At 61.0% G+C, this 16,741-nt stretch carries 20 protein-coding genes; 13 read left to right on the top strand and 7 right to left on the bottom strand.

Annotated elements, in window-relative coordinates; translation table 11 throughout:
- Both ACT54B_RS12235 and ACT54B_RS12230 read right to left on the bottom strand, forming a co-directional pair.
- The gene (locus ACT54B_RS12235; protein WP_476045219.1) at positions 1-1,164 is read right to left on the bottom strand and encodes an FAD-dependent monooxygenase; all 1,164 of its coding nucleotides are present in this window, start codon (positions 1,162-1,164) and stop codon (positions 1-3) included.
- Between the two features lie 28 nt (positions 1,165-1,192).
- Positions 1,193-1,438, bottom strand: coding sequence for a zinc-finger domain-containing protein (locus ACT54B_RS12230; protein WP_476045218.1), 246 nt, complete (start codon positions 1,436-1,438; stop codon positions 1,193-1,195).
- A gap of 175 nt (positions 1,439-1,613) precedes the next feature.
- On the opposite strand from ACT54B_RS12230, the gene ACT54B_RS12225 reads away from it, so the two are divergent.
- Positions 1,614-2,390 (top strand): alpha/beta fold hydrolase, encoded by a 777-nt coding sequence (locus tag ACT54B_RS12225; RefSeq protein WP_476045217.1) that lies wholly within the window; start codon positions 1,614-1,616, stop codon positions 2,388-2,390.
- Positions 2,391-2,405: 15 nt separating this feature from the next.
- On the opposite strand, the gene ACT54B_RS12220 is transcribed toward ACT54B_RS12225, so the two are convergent.
- Positions 2,406-3,203, bottom strand: coding sequence for an enoyl-CoA hydratase-related protein (locus ACT54B_RS12220; RefSeq protein ID WP_476045215.1), 798 nt, complete (start codon positions 3,201-3,203; stop codon positions 2,406-2,408).
- Between the two features lie 92 nt (positions 3,204-3,295).
- On the opposite strand from ACT54B_RS12220, the gene cysE reads away from it, so the two are divergent.
- From cysE to ACT54B_RS12185, 7 genes are all read left to right on the top strand, one after another.
- Complete coding sequence (gene cysE / locus ACT54B_RS12215; RefSeq protein WP_476045214.1) at positions 3,296-4,120, top strand: serine O-acetyltransferase; 825 nt, start codon at positions 3,296-3,298, stop codon at positions 4,118-4,120.
- A 134-nt stretch (positions 4,121-4,254) separates the two neighbouring features.
- Positions 4,255-4,458: a DUF3126 family protein gene (locus ACT54B_RS12210; RefSeq protein WP_476045213.1), complete on the top strand. Its 204-nt coding sequence runs from the start codon at positions 4,255-4,257 to the stop codon at positions 4,456-4,458.
- Positions 4,459-4,560: 102 nt separating this feature from the next.
- Entirely contained in the window at positions 4,561-4,956 is a 396-nt protein-coding gene (locus tag ACT54B_RS12205; RefSeq protein ID WP_476045211.1) for a phasin family protein, read from the top strand.
- Positions 4,957-5,197: 241 nt separating this feature from the next.
- Positions 5,198-5,551, top strand: a complete 354-nt coding sequence (clpS, locus tag ACT54B_RS12200) for an ATP-dependent Clp protease adapter ClpS (protein WP_476045210.1) — start codon at positions 5,198-5,200, stop codon at positions 5,549-5,551.
- Positions 5,552-5,561: 10 nt separating this feature from the next.
- The gene (gene clpA, locus ACT54B_RS12195; protein WP_476045209.1) at positions 5,562-8,027 is read left to right on the top strand and encodes an ATP-dependent Clp protease ATP-binding subunit ClpA; all 2,466 of its coding nucleotides are present in this window, start codon (positions 5,562-5,564) and stop codon (positions 8,025-8,027) included.
- 65 nt (positions 8,028-8,092) lie between these two features.
- Positions 8,093-8,827, top strand: coding sequence for an AzlC family ABC transporter permease (locus tag ACT54B_RS12190; protein WP_476045207.1), 735 nt, complete (start codon positions 8,093-8,095; stop codon positions 8,825-8,827).
- Positions 8,824-9,186, top strand: a complete 363-nt coding sequence (locus tag ACT54B_RS12185; protein WP_476045206.1) for an AzlD domain-containing protein — start codon at positions 8,824-8,826, stop codon at positions 9,184-9,186. Before ACT54B_RS12190 ends, ACT54B_RS12185 begins: the two co-directional genes overlap by 4 nt.
- 8 nt (positions 9,187-9,194) lie before the next feature.
- Here ACT54B_RS12185 and ACT54B_RS12180 read toward each other — a convergent pair whose 3' ends face one another.
- The 4 genes from ACT54B_RS12180 to ACT54B_RS12165 are packed head-to-tail and all read right to left on the bottom strand — an operon-like array spanning position 9,195 to position 12,044.
- On the bottom strand, positions 9,195-9,629 hold the full coding sequence (locus tag ACT54B_RS12180) for an HIT family protein (protein WP_476045204.1): 435 nt from the start codon (positions 9,627-9,629) through the stop codon (positions 9,195-9,197).
- 41 nt (positions 9,630-9,670) lie between these two features.
- Positions 9,671-10,858, bottom strand: a complete 1,188-nt coding sequence (locus ACT54B_RS12175; protein ID WP_476045202.1) for a GNAT family N-acetyltransferase — start codon at positions 10,856-10,858, stop codon at positions 9,671-9,673.
- Positions 10,855-11,577: a glycerophosphodiester phosphodiesterase gene (locus tag ACT54B_RS12170; RefSeq protein WP_476045600.1), complete on the bottom strand. Its 723-nt coding sequence runs from the start codon at positions 11,575-11,577 to the stop codon at positions 10,855-10,857. Before ACT54B_RS12170 ends, ACT54B_RS12175 begins: the two co-directional genes overlap by 4 nt.
- Positions 11,578-11,579: 2 nt before the next feature.
- Positions 11,580-12,044, bottom strand: coding sequence for a RidA family protein (locus tag ACT54B_RS12165; RefSeq protein ID WP_476045200.1), 465 nt, complete (start codon positions 12,042-12,044; stop codon positions 11,580-11,582).
- A 215-nt stretch (positions 12,045-12,259) separates the two neighbouring features.
- Between ACT54B_RS12165 and ACT54B_RS12160 the strand changes: the two genes are divergently transcribed.
- The 5 genes from ACT54B_RS12160 (at position 12,260) to frr (ending at position 16,707) form a co-directional block, all read left to right on the top strand.
- Positions 12,260-13,075: a cell envelope integrity EipB family protein gene (locus tag ACT54B_RS12160; RefSeq protein ID WP_476045198.1), complete on the top strand. Its 816-nt coding sequence runs from the start codon at positions 12,260-12,262 to the stop codon at positions 13,073-13,075.
- Positions 13,076-13,264: 189 nt separating this feature from the next.
- On the top strand, positions 13,265-14,029 hold the full coding sequence (gene rpsB, locus ACT54B_RS12155; protein ID WP_476045196.1) for a 30S ribosomal protein S2: 765 nt from the start codon (positions 13,265-13,267) through the stop codon (positions 14,027-14,029).
- A gap of 250 nt (positions 14,030-14,279) precedes the next feature.
- The gene (gene tsf / locus ACT54B_RS12150) at positions 14,280-15,206 is read left to right on the top strand and encodes a translation elongation factor Ts (RefSeq protein WP_476045195.1); all 927 of its coding nucleotides are present in this window, start codon (positions 14,280-14,282) and stop codon (positions 15,204-15,206) included.
- 120 nt (positions 15,207-15,326) lie between these two features.
- Positions 15,327-16,049, top strand: coding sequence for a UMP kinase (gene pyrH, locus ACT54B_RS12145; RefSeq protein ID WP_476045193.1), 723 nt, complete (start codon positions 15,327-15,329; stop codon positions 16,047-16,049).
- A 97-nt stretch (positions 16,050-16,146) separates the two neighbouring features.
- Complete coding sequence (gene frr / locus ACT54B_RS12140) at positions 16,147-16,707, top strand: ribosome recycling factor (protein ID WP_476045191.1); 561 nt, start codon at positions 16,147-16,149, stop codon at positions 16,705-16,707.
- Positions 16,708-16,741: the final 34 nt, after the last annotated feature.

The raw sequence follows: 16,741 nt of genomic DNA, 5'->3' as shown, positions 1-16,741 counted from the left end.
TCAGAGGGCGGCGCGGTAGCCGTAGATCCAGTCGAAGTCCCGGGTGAAGGCCGATGTGGGACGAAGCGCGAGCGCCAGATCGCGGCCAAGGCGAAGCGGGCCGGAAGCGTGGTAGATCTTGCGGTTGAATTCTGCCCGGTCCCTGAGCCGGCTGGCCCTTGGCTTTCGGCGTGCCTCATAGGCGGCCAGCGCCCGCGGCAGGGGCAGGGAGCTCAGCGCCTCCGCCAGAACATACGCATCCTCCAGCGCGGCTGCTGCGCCCTGGGCCATGAACGGCATCATCGCATGCGCGGAATCGCCGAGAAGCACAACCCCGCGTCCATCATGCCAGGCGCCGTCGGTCGCCTGACAAAGCGGCCAGTAGAGCAGGTCGTCCCCGCGTCCGATCAGGCTCTTCAGAACCGGATGCCAGCGTCCGAAGTGATCGCGCAGAGCCACGGTTCGGCCTCGCTCCACCCTCGCATCCCAGGTTTCGCCCGGATCGAACCCGCCCGTGATCGCCACAAGATTGAACCCGCCTGCATCGCTTAACGGATAGCAGACAAGATGCGCGCCCGGTCCTAGAAAGGCGGAGACCCGATCCCGTGGCAGTTCGGGTGGCGCTTCCGAGAAGGGCACGACAATGCGCCACGCCACATTTCCGGAAAAGACGCTCTTCGGTGCGCCCGGAACGAGACGCCTGACCTGCGACCAGACGCCGTCGGCCCCGGCGATCAGATCCGGCTCGCGGTTGCAGCGCAGGGCGATTTCGGAAGCGGCCCGGGCGCCGATCTGCTGGCCGAGATGCATTGTGCAAAGCGGCGAAGCGCGCACGGCGTCGAGCAGCGTCGATTGAAGCGTGGCCCGATGAACGACCGCGTAAGGTGCGCCCCAACGGGCGACGGCTGCCTTTCCAAGGGGAATGCTTATCCGGTTTGCAAGGGTCAGGCCGGAATTCAGATCAATGGAAGCCGGCTCCGTCCATCGGGAGCGGAGCGCGTCAAGCACTCCCAGATCGGCCAGGACGCGGGTGGCGTTCGGCGAAAGCTGCAGGCCGGCCCCCACTTCACGCAGCGCGTCGGCCTGCTCGATGATTTCCGAAGCGATTCCCTTGCGGGAAAGGGCCAGCGCAAGGGCGAGACCGGCAATGCCGGCGCCCACGATGGCAACAGATTTTACAGGCATGGGAGCCTCGATCGCACCATCAGGTGCGTTAAGCGGCCTTGACGTGGAACACGCATCCGGCCGGATTGGTCTGGTTGGGCTTCAGATCCGGGTTATGGCGATAATGCGTCGAGCAATAGGGACAGATCTTTTCCTGCTCGTCACCCATGTCGATGTAAATGTGCGGATGATCGTAGGGCGCCGATGCACCGGTGCACATGAATTCCTTCACGCCCACCTCGATCTGGCGATGCCCGCCGTCATTCTGAAAGTGAGGGATGTGATGGCCCGCCATGAGACTCTCCGCAATCGATAGTGTGTCTTAGCCTCTCTTTAAATCGCTTTTGTGCGAATGGGTAGGGCCAAGACGCCGCATGTCGCGTCTTTTCGACAGGCGACACGGGCCGGTTTTCCTGACGCACGCTTTGCTCTAAGGAGACATCGGATACCGAACGCCAACGGAACCTGACATGCATCTCAACGCTCCACATTTCATGGATTTTTCGCATCAAGGACTGAAGTTCGCCTATTTCGACGAAGGTGACCCCTCCGGTGAGCCCGTGCTGCTGATTCATGGCTTTGCCTCCAGCGCCCTGGTGAACTGGGTGCATCCCGGCTGGCTCAAAACGCTCGGGGATGCAGGCTATCGTGTCATCGCCATCGACAACCGCGGTCACGGCAGAAGCGACAAGCCGCACGATCCCGCCGCCTATCATCCCTCGCTCATGGCCGGGGATGCGGTTGCACTCCTCGATCATCTCGGTCTTTCGACGGCGCATGTCATGGGCTATTCCATGGGCGCGCGCATCTCCGCCTTTATCGGACTGGAGCATCCCGAGCGGGTACGCACGCTGGTTTTCGGTGGTCTCGGCATTGGAATGGTCGAGGGCGTCGGCGACTGGGATCCGATAGCAGACGCCTTGAGGGCCGCCTCGCTGGACGATGTCACCCATGAACGGGGCCGCATGTTCCGGGCATTTGCCGAGCAGACGCGCAGCGATCGACTGGCATTGGCGGCCTGTATCGAAACATCCCGCGAACTCGTGACTGTCGAGCAGGCCGCGCGCCTGGATATGCCCACGCTGATCGCCGTCGGCACCCGCGACGACATTGCCGGTTCGCCGCAGGCGTTGGCGAGCCTGATGCCGCATGCCACGGCCATCGACATCCCGGGGAGGGACCATATGCTTGCGGTGGGGGACAAGGTGTTCAAGCAGGCCGTCCTGCATTTTTACGAGCACCGGTGACATCGATTCCGAAGGTCACCGGCCGGTGAATAACGGTTTCCGCCTTTCGGCAAAGGCGCGGCGGCCTTCCGCATAGTCCTCGCTTTCGAACGTGGCCGCGCCAAGGGCCGCCGCATCGGCGGTGGCCACCGGGTCGTTCTCGCTTGCCCCCCGCACCGCCAGCTTCGATGCCCGGATCGACAGCGGCGCGTTCCGCGCGATCGTCGATGCCATGGCATCCGCCGCCTCGTCCAGCCGCTCCGGGGGCAGGCACTCCAGCAGAAATCCGCTCATGGCAAGCCGTTCGGGAAGCATGACCTCGCCCGTATAGAGGGCGAAGCGGGCAATCTGATCCCCGAGCGACAGAACGATGTCATGCACCGCATCCGCCGGATAGGCGAGGCCAAGCCGTGCCGGCGGCACGCAAAAACGGGCGGTGGGATCGGCAAGCCGCAGATCGGCCGCCGCCGCCAGTCCGAAGCCGCCGCCATAGCAGATCCCGCGGATCACCGCGATGACCGGCACCGGCGCCTGCCGGATGGCGGCAAAGGCCGCCGAATTCTCCGTCTCGTAAAGGCGGGCTGTGGTGGCATCGCGCCGCACCTCGGCAAATTCGGATATGTCCGCTCCCGCCGAAAAATCCGTTTCGCCGGCCCCTTTCAACAGGATGACGCGCGCCTGCGCTTCGTTGCAGAGCCAGCGAATGGCCAAGGGAAGCTCGCGCCACATCGAAAGGGTCACCGCATTCTTGCGGCGCGGATTGTCGATCAGAAGTGTGCCTACTCCCTCGGAAACCGAGGCCTTGAGCATGTCTGAGGCAAAGCTGCGTTCCATCTTCTGCCATTCCCCATTTAAGTCAGCTGCAATCTGTCCTATACTAACGGAAGTTATGCATTCGGGCCGACCGTTTGAAGAGGAGACCCAGCATGGGCTTCGTAAGTGATATTCGCCAGAAGGACCAGGTAAAGATCGTCGATCCGATATGGGATACGATGCTCCACGAGGCCCGTGCCGCCGCGGAGAAAGATCCGATTCTGGCCGCTTTCCTCTATTCCACGGTCCTCAATCACCGGTCGCTGGAAGACAGCGTTATCTATCGGATCTGCGAGCGGTTGGATCATCCGGACATGCAGGCCGTTCTGCTGCGCCAGACCTTTGAGGAAATGTTGGCGGACTGGCCGGAATGGGGTGCAGTCCTGCGCGTCGATATTCAGGCGGTCTACGATCGCGACCCCGCCTGCACGCGCTTTATCGAACCCGTGCTCTACTTCAAGGGTTTCCATGCCATCCAGACCCATCGTCTGGCCCACTGGCTATGGAAGCGGGGCCGGCAGGACTTCGCCCTTTATCTGCAGAGTCGAGCTTCCAGCGTCTTCCAGACGGACATCAATCCTGCCGCCCGTATCGGTCGCGGCCTTTTCCTGGACCATGCCACGGGTCTCGTCGTCGGCAGCACGGCCGTCATTGGCGACAATGTTTCCATTCTCCAGGGCGTGACCCTGGGGGGGACCGGCAAGGAAACGGGCGACCGGCATCCGAAGATCGCAGACGGCGTGTTGATCGGCGCCGGAGCGAAGATTCTCGGCAATATCGAAATTGGCCATTGCTCGCGAGTCGCCGCCGGCTCGGTCGTCTTGAAGCCCGTTCCGCCGAAATCGACGGTCGCGGGCGTGCCGGCAAAGGTGGTCGGGGAGGCCGGATGCTCGGAACCCGCACGCTCCATGGACCAGGTCATCAACGCAGCCGATTGAACCCCGGACCGTGTTCCGTGCCCGCATGGGGCGCGGCGGTCTTTTGCTGCGGATGAGGAGCGATGGCGGGTTTACAGCCGCCTCCGCTCCTGCCAAAAGCGCTGCCTCACGACAAAACACGAACGGAGAATCCGGTGAAGCCCGACGAAATCAAGAAACTCGACGCCTATATGAAGCGCACGCTCAACCCCAACCTGGTGGTCAAGGCTCGCCCGCGCAAAAACGACAGCGGCGAAGTATATCTGGGCGACGAATTCCTCGGCGTTCTCTACCGCGATGACGAAGACGGCGACGTTTCCTACAATTTCTCGATGGCCATTCTGGACGTCGATCTCTGACAGGCCGCGGCGCCGGGTTTCTTGTGCGCCGCACAAAATTATTGACCTGCCTTGTGCATCGCATTAGAGTCGGGCTTCCATCGTGTAGAAGGAGGCTCCGGCATGTTCAATTTCGATGAAGCCAACCAAAAGGGCAGGGAAGTCATGGACGGCATGCTGAAAAGCTATGCGGACGTGAGCAAGGTCTTTCAGGCAATTGCCGAAGAAGCGGCTGAATACAGCAAGAAATCCTATATGGATGGCGTCGCCCATCTGGAAGCTCTCAGCTCGGCCAAGTCCCCGGACGTCGCCTTCGAGCTGCAGGCAACCTATCTGCGCACCGCCTACGAAGGCGCGATTGCCGGCATGTCCCGCATCGGTGACATGTATGTGGACCTGGCGCGTAACGCCTACAAACCGTTCGAGGCACCCGTGGTGAAGAAGACGGGCGCAAAGGCTCCCGCAGCCGCGGCCACCGTTCCCGCAACGGTGGAAACGCCTGCCGTCAGCGCTGCCTGATATCAGGGCTCTTTCGTCCGGTCATCCGATCAAGGCCGCGTCCTCCCGGGGGGCGCGGCTTTTTGTTTGTGCCGGCCCATCCCCTGTTACGCCAACTTCACACAGGGTTGATGCTGCATTTCTGATGCAGCAGGATGAATAGTCGTTGCAGTGTGGAACGGGGGGCTTAAAATCACTCCCGCGAATACTAAGTATAGGTGGCTGAGGATTACGAGCAGCCTCGAATTGGGAATGGAAGACGATGACGGTGAAGAGGGTCCTGATGCAGGGCGATTCCGAAGGTGACGGGGGCGTTCCCGGCCGCGGCACTTCGGTGATTACGCGTACCAAGCCAAAGACCAAGAAACCGAACCTTTATCGCGTTCTGCTCCTGAATGACGACTACACGCCGATGGAATTCGTGATCCATATCCTGGAGCGATTTTTCCAGAAGGATCGTGAAGCCGCCACGCGCATCATGCTTCTCGTGCACAATCACGGCGTTGGCGAATGCGGGGTCTACACCTACGAAGTGGCCGAAACCAAGGTCAGTCAGGTGATGGACTTCGCCCGCCAGCACCAACATCCTTTGCAGTGTGTCATGGAAAAGAAGTGAGGATCTGAACGTGCCAACATTTTCTCCTAGTCTGGAAAAGGCGCTGCACCAGGCCCTGACCTATGCGAATGAGCGGCACCACGAATATGCCACGCTCGAGCATCTGCTTCTGGCGCTGATGGACGATCCGGATGCGGCCGCCGTCATGGGGGCCTGCAATGTCGATTTCGACGCGCTGCGGAAAACGCTGACGTCCTACGTGGACAATGAGCTCTCCAATCTGGTGACCGGATACGACGAGGACTCCAAGCCGACCTCGGGTTTCCAGCGGGTCATCCAGCGCGCCGTCATCCACGTCCAGTCGTCGGGCCGCGAAGAAGTGACCGGCGCAAACGTGCTGGTCGCAATTTTCGCCGAGCGCGAGAGCCATGCGGCCTATTTCCTGCAAGAACAGGAAATGACCCGCTACGATGCGGTGAACTTCATTTCGCACGGCATCGGCAAGCGTCCGGGCGCGTCGCAGGTGCGCTCTCCACGCGGAGCGGAAGAACCCGAGAGCGAGGCCAAACCCGGCCGCGATCAGGAAGAAGGCGCCGCCGCCAAGAAGACCACCGAGGCGCTCAAGGCCTATTGTGTCAATCTCAACGAGAAGGCCAAGAACGGCAAGATCGACCCGCTCATCGGCCGGCATGACGAGGTGAACCGGACGATCCAGGTTCTGTGCCGTCGCTCGAAGAACAACCCTCTCTATGTGGGTGATCCGGGCGTGGGCAAGACCGCGATTGCCGAAGGTCTTGCCAAGCGCATCATCGAGAAGAAGGTACCCGAGGCGCTTCAGGATGCCACGATTTTCTCGCTCGACATGGGGACGCTGCTGGCAGGCACCCGCTACCGCGGCGACTTTGAGGAGCGTCTGAAACAGGTCGTCAAGGAGCTCGAGGAATATCCGGGTGCCGTGTTGTTCATCGATGAAATTCATACGGTGATCGGTGCGGGCGCGACCTCCGGCGGGGCGATGGATGCATCGAACCTGCTGAAGCCGGCGCTGTCCTCCGGCGCGATCCGCTGCATCGGTTCGACGACCTACAAGGAATACCGCCAGTTCTTCGAGAAGGACCGAGCGCTGGTGCGGCGCTTCCAGAAGATCGACGTCAATGAACCGTCGATCCCCGATGCCATCGAGATCATGAAGGGCCTCAAGCCCTATTTCGAGGAATATCACAAGCTGCGTTACTCCAACGAGGCGATCAAGTCGGCGGTGGAGCTCTCGGCCCGCTATATCTCTGACCGCAAGCTGCCGGACAAGGCGATCGACGTGATCGACGAGACCGGTGCGGCTCAGATGTTGCTGCCGGTTTCCAAGCGGCGCAAGCTGATCACCGAAAAGGAGATCGAGGTAACGATCGCCACCATGGCCCGCATTCCGCCGAAGACGGTGTCCAAGGATGACGAGATGGTCCTCGCCAACCTGGAAAAGGATCTCCGCTCGGTCGTCTATGGTCAGGACAAGGCCATCGAAGCGCTTGCGACGTCGATCAAGCTGGCTCGCGCCGGCCTGCGGGAACCGAACAAGCCGATTGGCTGCTATGTCTTCTCCGGCCCCACGGGCGTCGGCAAGACGGAAGTGGCCAAGCAGCTGGCAAGCTCGCTCGGGGTGGAACTGCTCCGCTTCGACATGTCGGAATATATGGAGCGCCATACGGTTTCGCGCCTGCTCGGTGCACCTCCCGGCTATGTCGGCTTCGATCAGGGCGGCCTGCTGACCGATGGCGTCGATCAGCATCCGCATAGCGTCGTGCTGCTGGACGAAATCGAGAAAGCGCATCCCGACATCTTCAACATCCTGCTGCAGGTCATGGATCATGGCTCGCTGACGGACCACAATGGCAAGAAGATCGACTTCCGCAACGTGATACTCATCATGACCACGAATGCGGGCGCATCGGAAATGCAGAAGGCCGCCATCGGCTTTGGTTCGTCCAAGCGGACGGGCGAAGATACGGAAGCGCTGAACCGGCTGTTCACGCCGGAATTCCGCAACCGTCTCGATGCCACCATCGCCTTCGCGCCGCTGCCGACGGAAGTGATCCACAAGGTGGTGCACAAGTTCGTCATGCAGCTGGAAACCCAGCTCTCCGAGCGCAGCGTCACCTTTGACGTCAAGCCGGATGCCGTGGAATGGCTGGCCACCCGCGGCTATGACGAGAAGATGGGCGCCAGGCCATTGGCCCGCGTCATCCAGGAGCACATCAAGAAGCCGCTCGCCGAAGAAATCCTTTTCGGCAAGCTCAAGAAGGGCGGCGTCGTGCATGTCTCCACCGGCAAGGATGCGGAAGGCAAGGATGGCCTCGTGCTGACCTGCGAACCGGAATCCGCGCCGGTCAAGCCCAAGCCTGAAGCCGAAGTGGAAGCGCCGAAGGCGAAGCGGGGCGAGAAAGCGGTGGAGCTCGTCGCTGCAGAAGAGCCCGCAGTCGCGGAAAAACCTGCCGCGAAACCCAAGCGTGCTTCGGTTCCCAAAGTGCCCAAGAAGAAGTGAACGTCTTCCGCGGCAATCATTGAGGCGGCCTTCGGGCCGCCTTTCCCATTCCAAGAGTGACGTCCTTGATCGATACCGAAATCTACAGGCCCGCAGAGGCCCGGCGCTGGTTCCTGACCGGCGTTGCGCAGGTGGCGACCATTCCCTCAGTCATCCTGATGTTCGCGTTCATCGGCTTTGCAGGTCTCTGCCGAGACGCGGGCTTCACCATGGCGGAAACGGTCTTCATGGCCGCGACCATCTGGGCGCTTCCGGCGAATGTGGTCCTGGTCGGCGCGATTCTCTCGAAAGCGTCGCTGATCACCGCCGTGGTCTCGGTTGCGCTCTCGTCGATCCGCCTTCTTCCCATGGCGGTCGCCATTCTTCCGGAAATGCGCACGCCGAAGACCCGGAAGATCACGCTTTACCTTCTCTCCCATTTCGTCGCGATCACCGCCTGGGTCATGGCGCTGGAGCGATTCCGCGTGATTCCCAAACCCTATCGCACGGCCTTTTTCGGCGGAATGGGTGGAACCTTTCTCGTGGTGAATGTCGCTCTGGTCGCCGTGACGTTCGAGCTGGCGGACAAGCTGCCGCCGCTCCTTGCAGCGGCGCTGATCTTCATCACGCCCCTCTATTTTCTCTTTTCGCTCTGGGGCTCGGCCCGCGAGAAGGAGAGCCATCTCGCCATGGGCATCGGCCTTGGCCTCACGCCGTTTTTCCACTGGCTGGCCCCGCAGATGGATATTCTGCTGACGGGCATTGTCGGCGGTTCCGTCGCCTATGCTGCCGGCTGGCTTCTCCGGAGGCGGCGGACATGAGCTTTACCGCCTATGACTATCCGTGGTGGCCCTTCGCCTTCATCCTGCTTGCCGGTTGGCTTCCGACGGATATCTGGCGCTTCATGGGTGTCTATCTCGCCGGGCATGTCCGCGAAGAAAGTCCGCTGCTCGTCTTTGCCCGGACCATTGCAACGGCGCTCGTCGCTGCGGTCATTGCTAAGCTGGTTCTTTACCCGGAGGGTGCGCTTGCCGCATCGCCGCTCGCCTTGCGGCTTTCCGCCATGGCGCTCGGCTTTCTGGTCTACACGGTCTTCGGGCGAAAGGTCTATCGCGGGGTGATCGCGGGGGAAGCATTGCTGATCGGCTACATGTGGCTCAGCCAGACCTTCCCCCACTGAGCGATCGGTCAGGCGTCGGCAAGCGCCGCGCGGATCTTTTCCGCGTGGGCGGCAAGAACGGCGCCATCTTCCATTTTGCCGGTGTGAGGCTTCAAGCCGACGCCTTCATGGCGCGGTATGACGTGGAAATGCAGGTGGAACACCGTCTGGCCGGCTGCCGGTTCGTTGAATTGCGCAATGAACACGCCATCCGCCTCGAAGGCCTCCCGGACCGCATTCGCCATCTTCTGGACCACGGGAATGGTCTGGGCGAGAACAGCCGGATCGGCATCGAGAAGATTACGCGAGCCTGCGCGGGGGATGACCAGCACATGGCCGGGGGCCTGCGGCATCACATCCATGAAGGCAATCGTATGCTCGTCCTCGTAGACCCGCACCGAGGGGATTTCTCCGCGCAGGATTTTGGCGAAGATATTGTTGTTGTCGTAGCCGGACGTTGTCATGCCTGTTTCTCCTGTATTTCTCGTGTCCCCTTGCGGTGACATCAGTCGTCCTGTTGCCGCTCTCCCTTTCGGAATGGGCTGTGCTCGCTGAGAATGTCCGACATTTCCGCCACATCCGCCCGTTCCCGCTCGAGATAGTCGGCAACGGCCCGCCGCAGGCCCGGATGGGTAAGGTCATGCACGGAATGGGTCGTGACGGGCAGATAGCCGCGGGCAAGCTTGTGCTCGCCCTGCGCGCCCGCTTCCACGCGCTTCAGCCCCCGGGACAGGGCAAAATCGATGGCCTGATGATAGCAGACCTCGAAATGGAGGAAGGGGTGGTCTTCGATACAGCCCCAATGCCGGCCGTAAAGCGCGTCCGAACCGATGAAATTGATGGCTCCGGCCACGTAGCGTCCCGCTCTCTTGGCCATGACGAGCAGGATGTCCTCGGGCATGCGCTCGCCAATCAGCGAGTAGAACGCGCGTGTCAGGTAGGGCCGGCCCCATTTTCGGCTGCCCGTATCCATATAAAATGTGAAGAACTGATCCCAGATGTCCTCGGTCAGATCCTTGCCGGTCAGCCATTCAATGCTGATGCCATTTTCCAGTCCGCTTCTCCGCTCTTTTTTCAGGGCCTTGCGCTTGCGCGAGGCGAGCGTTTCCAGAAAAGCATCGTGGTTTTCATAGCCTTCGTTGAGAAAGTGGAATTGTTGGTCCGTGCGGTGCAGGAACCCTTCCTCCAGGAAGACATCGAGATCGGCTTCCGTCACGAAGGTCGCATGGGCAGAGGAAACGCCGAGTTTGCGGGCAATCTGCTTGAAGCCTGAGGCCAGTGCATGGCGACTGGGCTCCGCCGTCTCTCCGGCGCGCACCAGCAGCCTTGGCCCGGTGGCCGGCGTGAAGGGAACGGAGGCCTGAAGCTTCGGGTAATACTGCCCACCGGCACGCTCGAAGGCATCGGCCCAGCCGTGGTCGAAGACATATTCGCCCTGGCTATGGCTTTTCAGATAGCAGGGCAGGGCACCGAGCAGCCTTCCTTTTCCGTCCTCCATCAGAAGATGATGGGGCATCCAGCCTGCTTTCGCCGTTGCCGATCCCGATTCCTCCAGAGCGGAGAGGAAGGCATGGGAAACGAAGGGATTGTACAGGCCGCCCGCGCCACGCGCCGTTCCCTCGAGAGCGCTCCATTGAGCGGAGTCGATCTCCTGAAAACTGCGGACGGCGCGGATGGTGACGTCTTCGCTCATGCGGTCGCAGTTGCCCGTGGGTCGAATGCTTCGAAGGTTATCTGGTCCGCATGGGCATAGCTATGGCTGGCGCCTTGATCGTTTCTTACGGTCCAGGTGATGACGGGAATGCCTCTTTGTCTCTGGGCGGTGACGAAGCTGTTCGGCAGGTGCTCGTAGCAATAGGAGATGAAATCGAGCCCCAGATGCATCGCCTCGTCATGGGCGAAGAACTCCTCCGGCTTGGTGCCTTCCGCCGTCAGGCCGACCGGGTAGGGCGCGCCGAGCTCCTTCAGGTCCTTGAGCAACCACACGTCGAAGCTCATCAGGGCAACCGGGCCCTTGTAACCTTCGAGCACTTCGAGAACCGATGCGGCAAAACCTTCGTCGTCGTCCTTTCGGCCCTTGAGTTCCAGCACGAGCGGGACTTTTCCGGCGGTCAGGTCGAGCAGCTGCTTCAGTGTCGGCACCCGGTCAGCCGTACCGCCGACGGAGAGAAGACCGAGCTCGGCCGACGTGCGTTCCCGCACATCGCCCTTCAGCTTGCAGAGCCGCTCCAGCCCGTCATCGTGAAACACGACCGGTACGCCATCGGAGGCATATTGCAGGTCGCATTCGATGGCATATCCGGCCTCGATTGCCTTGCGAAAGGCCGACAGCGTGTTTTCCCAAACGCTCCGGTTGGAATCGTGGAGGCCGCGATGGGCAATGGGCGTGGCAGTGAGAAAGGAGACATCCATGGTCATGCGATTTCGATGACCGCATCGATTTCAACAGCCGCATTCAGCGGAAGTGAAGCCATGCCGACCGCAGCGCGTGCGTGCTTGCCGGGTTCACCGAGAACTGCGGCAATCAGGTTTGATGCACCGTTCATGACCAGATGCTGCTCGACAAAGGTGGGCATCGAGGCCACGAAGCCGTTCAGTTTCACCACGCGCTTGATCCGGGAGAGATCGCCAAGAGCGGCCTGCGCCTGAGCCAGAATGTTGATGGCGCACAGTTCGGCCGCGCGCTGCCCCCGAGCGACATCCACATCACGACCCAGAAGGCCAGTAACGGCAACCGCGCCATTTTCGATGGGAAGCTGGCCGGAGAGGTACAGATGATGTCCGGAAATGACATAGGGCACATAATTGGCGGCCGGTGCAGCGGCGGGCGGCAGGGTGATGCCAAGCTGAGCAAGGCGATCCTGGATGGAATCGGACATTTTTGTTCTCCCGTCGGTTTTTCCCGCGCCGAGGCCCCTCCGGGACCGTCGGCGCGCATAAGTCTTGCAATTTGGATTCGATTTAAAGAAGAGATTAGGACGCGCATCAAGCCTTGCTGTGGTCAGGATGCGTCATAAATTGCAGATTGTCCTCCGAGCTGGCGGATGAACGGATAAGTGCAGGGCGGTTAGTCCGCCGAACTGGGGAGTTTAGAATGGTCCGTTTGCGTCTAGCAGCGATCCTGCTTGCTTTTGCCGGAACCGGCCCGGCTGTGGCGCTGCCGGCTGCCGATGCGCTCGCTCCACACCGTGCCGTTTACGACCTCACGCTGAGGGAGGCCAATGAGAGAGCCGGGATTGCCGGCATTTCCGGACGAATGGTCTATGAATTCAAGGGCTCGTCCTGCGCGGGCTACACCACCAATTTTCGCTTTGTCACCGAAATCGACACGGGCGAGGAAAAGCGGATTTCCGACCAGCGCACCACCACCTTCGAGGACTTGAACCAGCGGACCTTCCGGTTTTCCACGAAATCCTTCACAGACCAGCAACTGGACAAGGAAGTAACGGGTGACGCCGCCGAACGGGCAGGGCGGATCAAGGTTGCTCTGGAGGCGCCGCAGAAACGGGATGTCGATCTGGACATGGGCCGTTTTCCCACCGAACACCTGATCGATGTTCTGGAAAGCGCCCGGGCGGGAAAGCCCTTGTTCGAGTCCCGCATTTTCGACGGCAGTGACAATGCCGACCAGACGCTTCTTGCCACAACGGTGATTGGGAAGAGCGCTGTTTCCGATGCCACCGATCCCGAGCTGGCCGCAGCAAAACCGCTCGGCAACAGTGCCTTCTGGCCGGTGACGATCGCCTATTTCAATGACGACAAGGCGGCCGATGCTCCTCCGGTCTACCGTATGGCGTTCAAGCTTTACGACAATGGCATCATTCGGGATCTGACGATGGATTACAGCGATTACGTATTGTCGGGAAAGCTGACGAAGCTGGAAATGCTTCCCCTCGAGACGTGCAAATAGGAAAAGAAAGCCATTTTTTCCCGGGGAACGCTTGCATTCGCAGGCTTTCGGGGATAAGGGCTCACCCATTCCACACGTGGGGCTGGGGATGTCGGGGAGAAATCCCGATATTTCCGACCGGTGGCCCGGACCGCAAGGACAAGGGCTGTTCACCCCACGGAGGTTCAACCGGAAAAGGAGAAACACGGCATGGCATTGCCTGACTTCACCATGCGCCAGCTTCTGGAAGCCGGCGTTCACTTTGGTCACCAGACCCACCGCTGGAACCCGAAGATGAAGCCCTACATCTTTGGTGACCGCAACAACATCCACATCATCGACCTCGCACAGACGGTTCCGATGCTGTCGAGCGCCCTGAAGGTCGTTTCCGACACCGTCGCCCGTGGCGGCCGCGTTCTGTTCGTCGGCACCAAGCGCCAGGCTTCGGACATCATCTCCGACGCCGCCAAGCGTTCGGCCCAGTACTACGTCAACTCCCGCTGGCTCGGCGGCATGATGACCAACTGGAAGACGATCTCCAACTCGATCCAGCGCCTGCGCAAGCTCGACGAAATCCTGTCCTCGGAAGGCTCCGGCTATTCCAAGAAGGAGCGTCTGAACCTGGAGCGCGAGCGTGAGAAGCTGGAAAAGGCTCTCGGCGGTATCCGCGACATGGGCGGCACGCCGGACCTGATGTTCATCATCGACACCAACAAGGAAAAGATCGCGATCGACGAAGCCAAGCGCCTCGGCATCCCGGTTGTTGCCATCATCGACTCCAACTGCGATCCGGATGCGATTGACTACCCGATCCCGGGTAACGACGACGCCTCCCGTGCGATCTCGCTCTATTGCGACCTGATTGCCCGCGCTGCGATCGACGGCATTGCCCGTCAGCAGGGTGCAGCAGGCCGTGACATCGGCGCTTCTGCCGAAGCTCCGGTCGAGCCCGTGCTCGAAGACACCGGCGCCTGATAAAGGGCCGTGGGCCGGGCGGCAGCGCCGCCCGGAACAGACGGAATGGAATTGAGGCCGTTGTGACACCTGGCGTTCAGCGGCCTTATCCATTTCCAGCGCGGGGTGCATGACCCCGGCGCGACGGGAGCCCCGGGCTCCGATATCCGTGATGTTTCATCACGTTGTTACAATTTCGGGGGATAGCGTTCCCCACCTTCAGGTACCGTGCCCAGCGCCGGTACCGATCGAACCCGTAAAGAGGCAGACAATGAGCAACGTAACTGCAGCAATGGTGAAGGACCTGCGCGAAAAGACCGGCGCAGGCATGATGGACTGCAAGAAGGCGCTGGCCGAGACCAATGGCGACATGGAAGCCGCCATCGACTGGCTGCGCGCCAAGGGCATCGCGAAGGCCGACAAGAAGTCGGGCCGCACCGCTGCCGAAGGCCTGATCGGGATCGCTTCCGCCGGCAACAAGGCCGTTGTCGTCGAAGTCAACTCCGAAACCGACTTCGTTGCCCGTAACGATGCCTTCCAGGATCTGGTCCGTGGCGTGGCTTCTGTTGCCCTCGGCACCGATGGTACCGTTGACGCCATTTCGGCTGCTTCCTACCCGGCTTCCGGCAAGTCCGTTGCTGACACCATCAAGGACGCAATCGCCCATATCGGCGAAAACATGAACCTGCGCCGTTCGGCTGCGCTTTCCGTCGATGATGGCGTCGTCGCCACCTACATCCACAACGGTGTTGCCGATGGCCTCGGCAAGCTCGGCGTTCTCGTTGCCCTGAAGTCCACCGGCGACAAGGAAGCCCTGAATGCCATCGGCCGTCAGGTCGCCATGCATGTTGCCGCCACCAGCCCGCTCGCTCTCCGTCCGGAAGACGTCGATGCAGCTGTTGCCGAGCGTGAGCGCAACGTGTTCATCGAGCAGTCCCGCGCCTCGGGCAAGCCGGACAACATCATCGAAAAGATGGTTGAAGGCCGCATGCGCAAGTTCTTCGAGGAAGTTGCCCTTCTCTCGCAGTCCTTCGTCATGAACCCCGACCTGACCGTTGCCGCTGCCGTCAAGGAAGCTGAAAAGTCTGTCGGCGCCCCGATCGAAGTGGTCGGCATGGCACGTCTGCTGCTCGGCGACGGCATCGAGAAGGAAGAAACCGATTTCGCAGCCGAAGTGGCTGCCGCTGCCAAGGGTTGATCCCCAAACAGCGGGATTTGCGCGTTTCGCTCAAATCTACCCGGTGAAAAACAAAGGGCATCGCGTGACAACGCGGTGCCCTTCGTGTATCGGGCATTCGATGAACGATAAGGAGAAACCATGACGTCCCAGCCTGTTTACAAGCGTGTTCTTCTGAAGGCTTCCGGCGAAGCCCTGATGGGCAGCCAGGGTTTCGGGATCGACGTGGCGGTGGCCGACCGGATCGCCTCCGATATCGCTCGCGCGCGGGCGCTGGGCGTTGAAGTGGGCGTCGTCGTGGGCGGCGGCAATATCTTCCGTGGCGTCGCCGTGGCCTCCAAGGGTGGCGACCGGGTTACCGGTGACCACATGGGCATGCTCGCAACGGTGATCAATGCGCTGGCGCTGGCGACGTCGCTGCGCAAGCTGAATATCGATACAGTGGTTCTTTCGGCCATCGCCATGCCGGAAATCTGCGAAAGCTTCTCCCAGCGTGCGACCCTCTATCACCTGTCGCTCGGCCGCGTGGTGATCTTTGCCGGCGGCACCGGCAATCCTTTCTTCACGACCGATTCCGCCGCTGCCCTGCGCGCTGCCGAAATGGGCGCCGAGGCGATCTTCAAGGGCACCCAGGTGGACGGCATCTATTCCGCGGACCCGAAAAAGGTGCCTGATGCGGCCCGCTTCGACCGGTTGACCCATTCCGAGGTTCTCGAAAAGGGGCTCGCCGTCATGGACGTGGCCGCCGTCGCTCTCGCGCGCGAAAACGCGATCCCGATCATCGTCTTCTCGATTCACGAGGAGGGCGGTTTCGTCGATATCCTGCAGGGCGGTGGCCGCAAGACCATCGTGACCGACAACTGAGTTCTGCATATTTCCGCCATAGCGGGCGATAGGGCTTGCACCTGATCGCCGCCAAAGCCCTTATGGGCGTCAGACTGATCTAGCACGGAGTTGACCAATGAGTGATGGTGTTGACCTCAAGGAACTGAAGCGCCGTATGGATGGCGGGGTTTCCGCCTTCAAGAGCGATATCGCGTCGCTGCGGACCGGCCGCGCATCCGCAAACATTCTCGATCCGATTACGGTCGAGGCCTACGGTTCGCGCGTCCCGCTGAACCAGGTGTCGAATATCAGCGTGCCGGAAGCCCGCATGCTCTCGGTGTCCATTTGGGACAAGTCGATGGTGTCCGCCGTCGAACGCGCCATTCGCGAATCCCATCTCGGCCTCAACCCGATCGTCGACGGCCAGAACCTGCGCATTCCGCTGCCCGAGTTGAACGAGGAACGCCGCAAGTCGCTGGTCAAGGTCGCCCATGAATATTCCGAAAAGGCCAAGGTCGCGATCCGCCACGTCCGCCGTGACGGAATGGACAACCTGAAAAAAGCCGAAAAGGACGGTGTAATCAGTCAGGACGACAGCCGTTCGCTCTCCGAAAAAGTGCAGAAGATGACGGACGAGTGCATTGCTGACATCGACCGCTTGCTTGCGGACAAGGAAAAGGAAATCATGCAGGTCTGATTTCGGCGACCGGAATCGATTTCTGCCAATTCTG

It is taken from the genome of Gellertiella sp. DMC107, from assembly GCF_056313605.1.
This window is presented reverse-complemented; position numbering and strand designations above follow the sequence as displayed.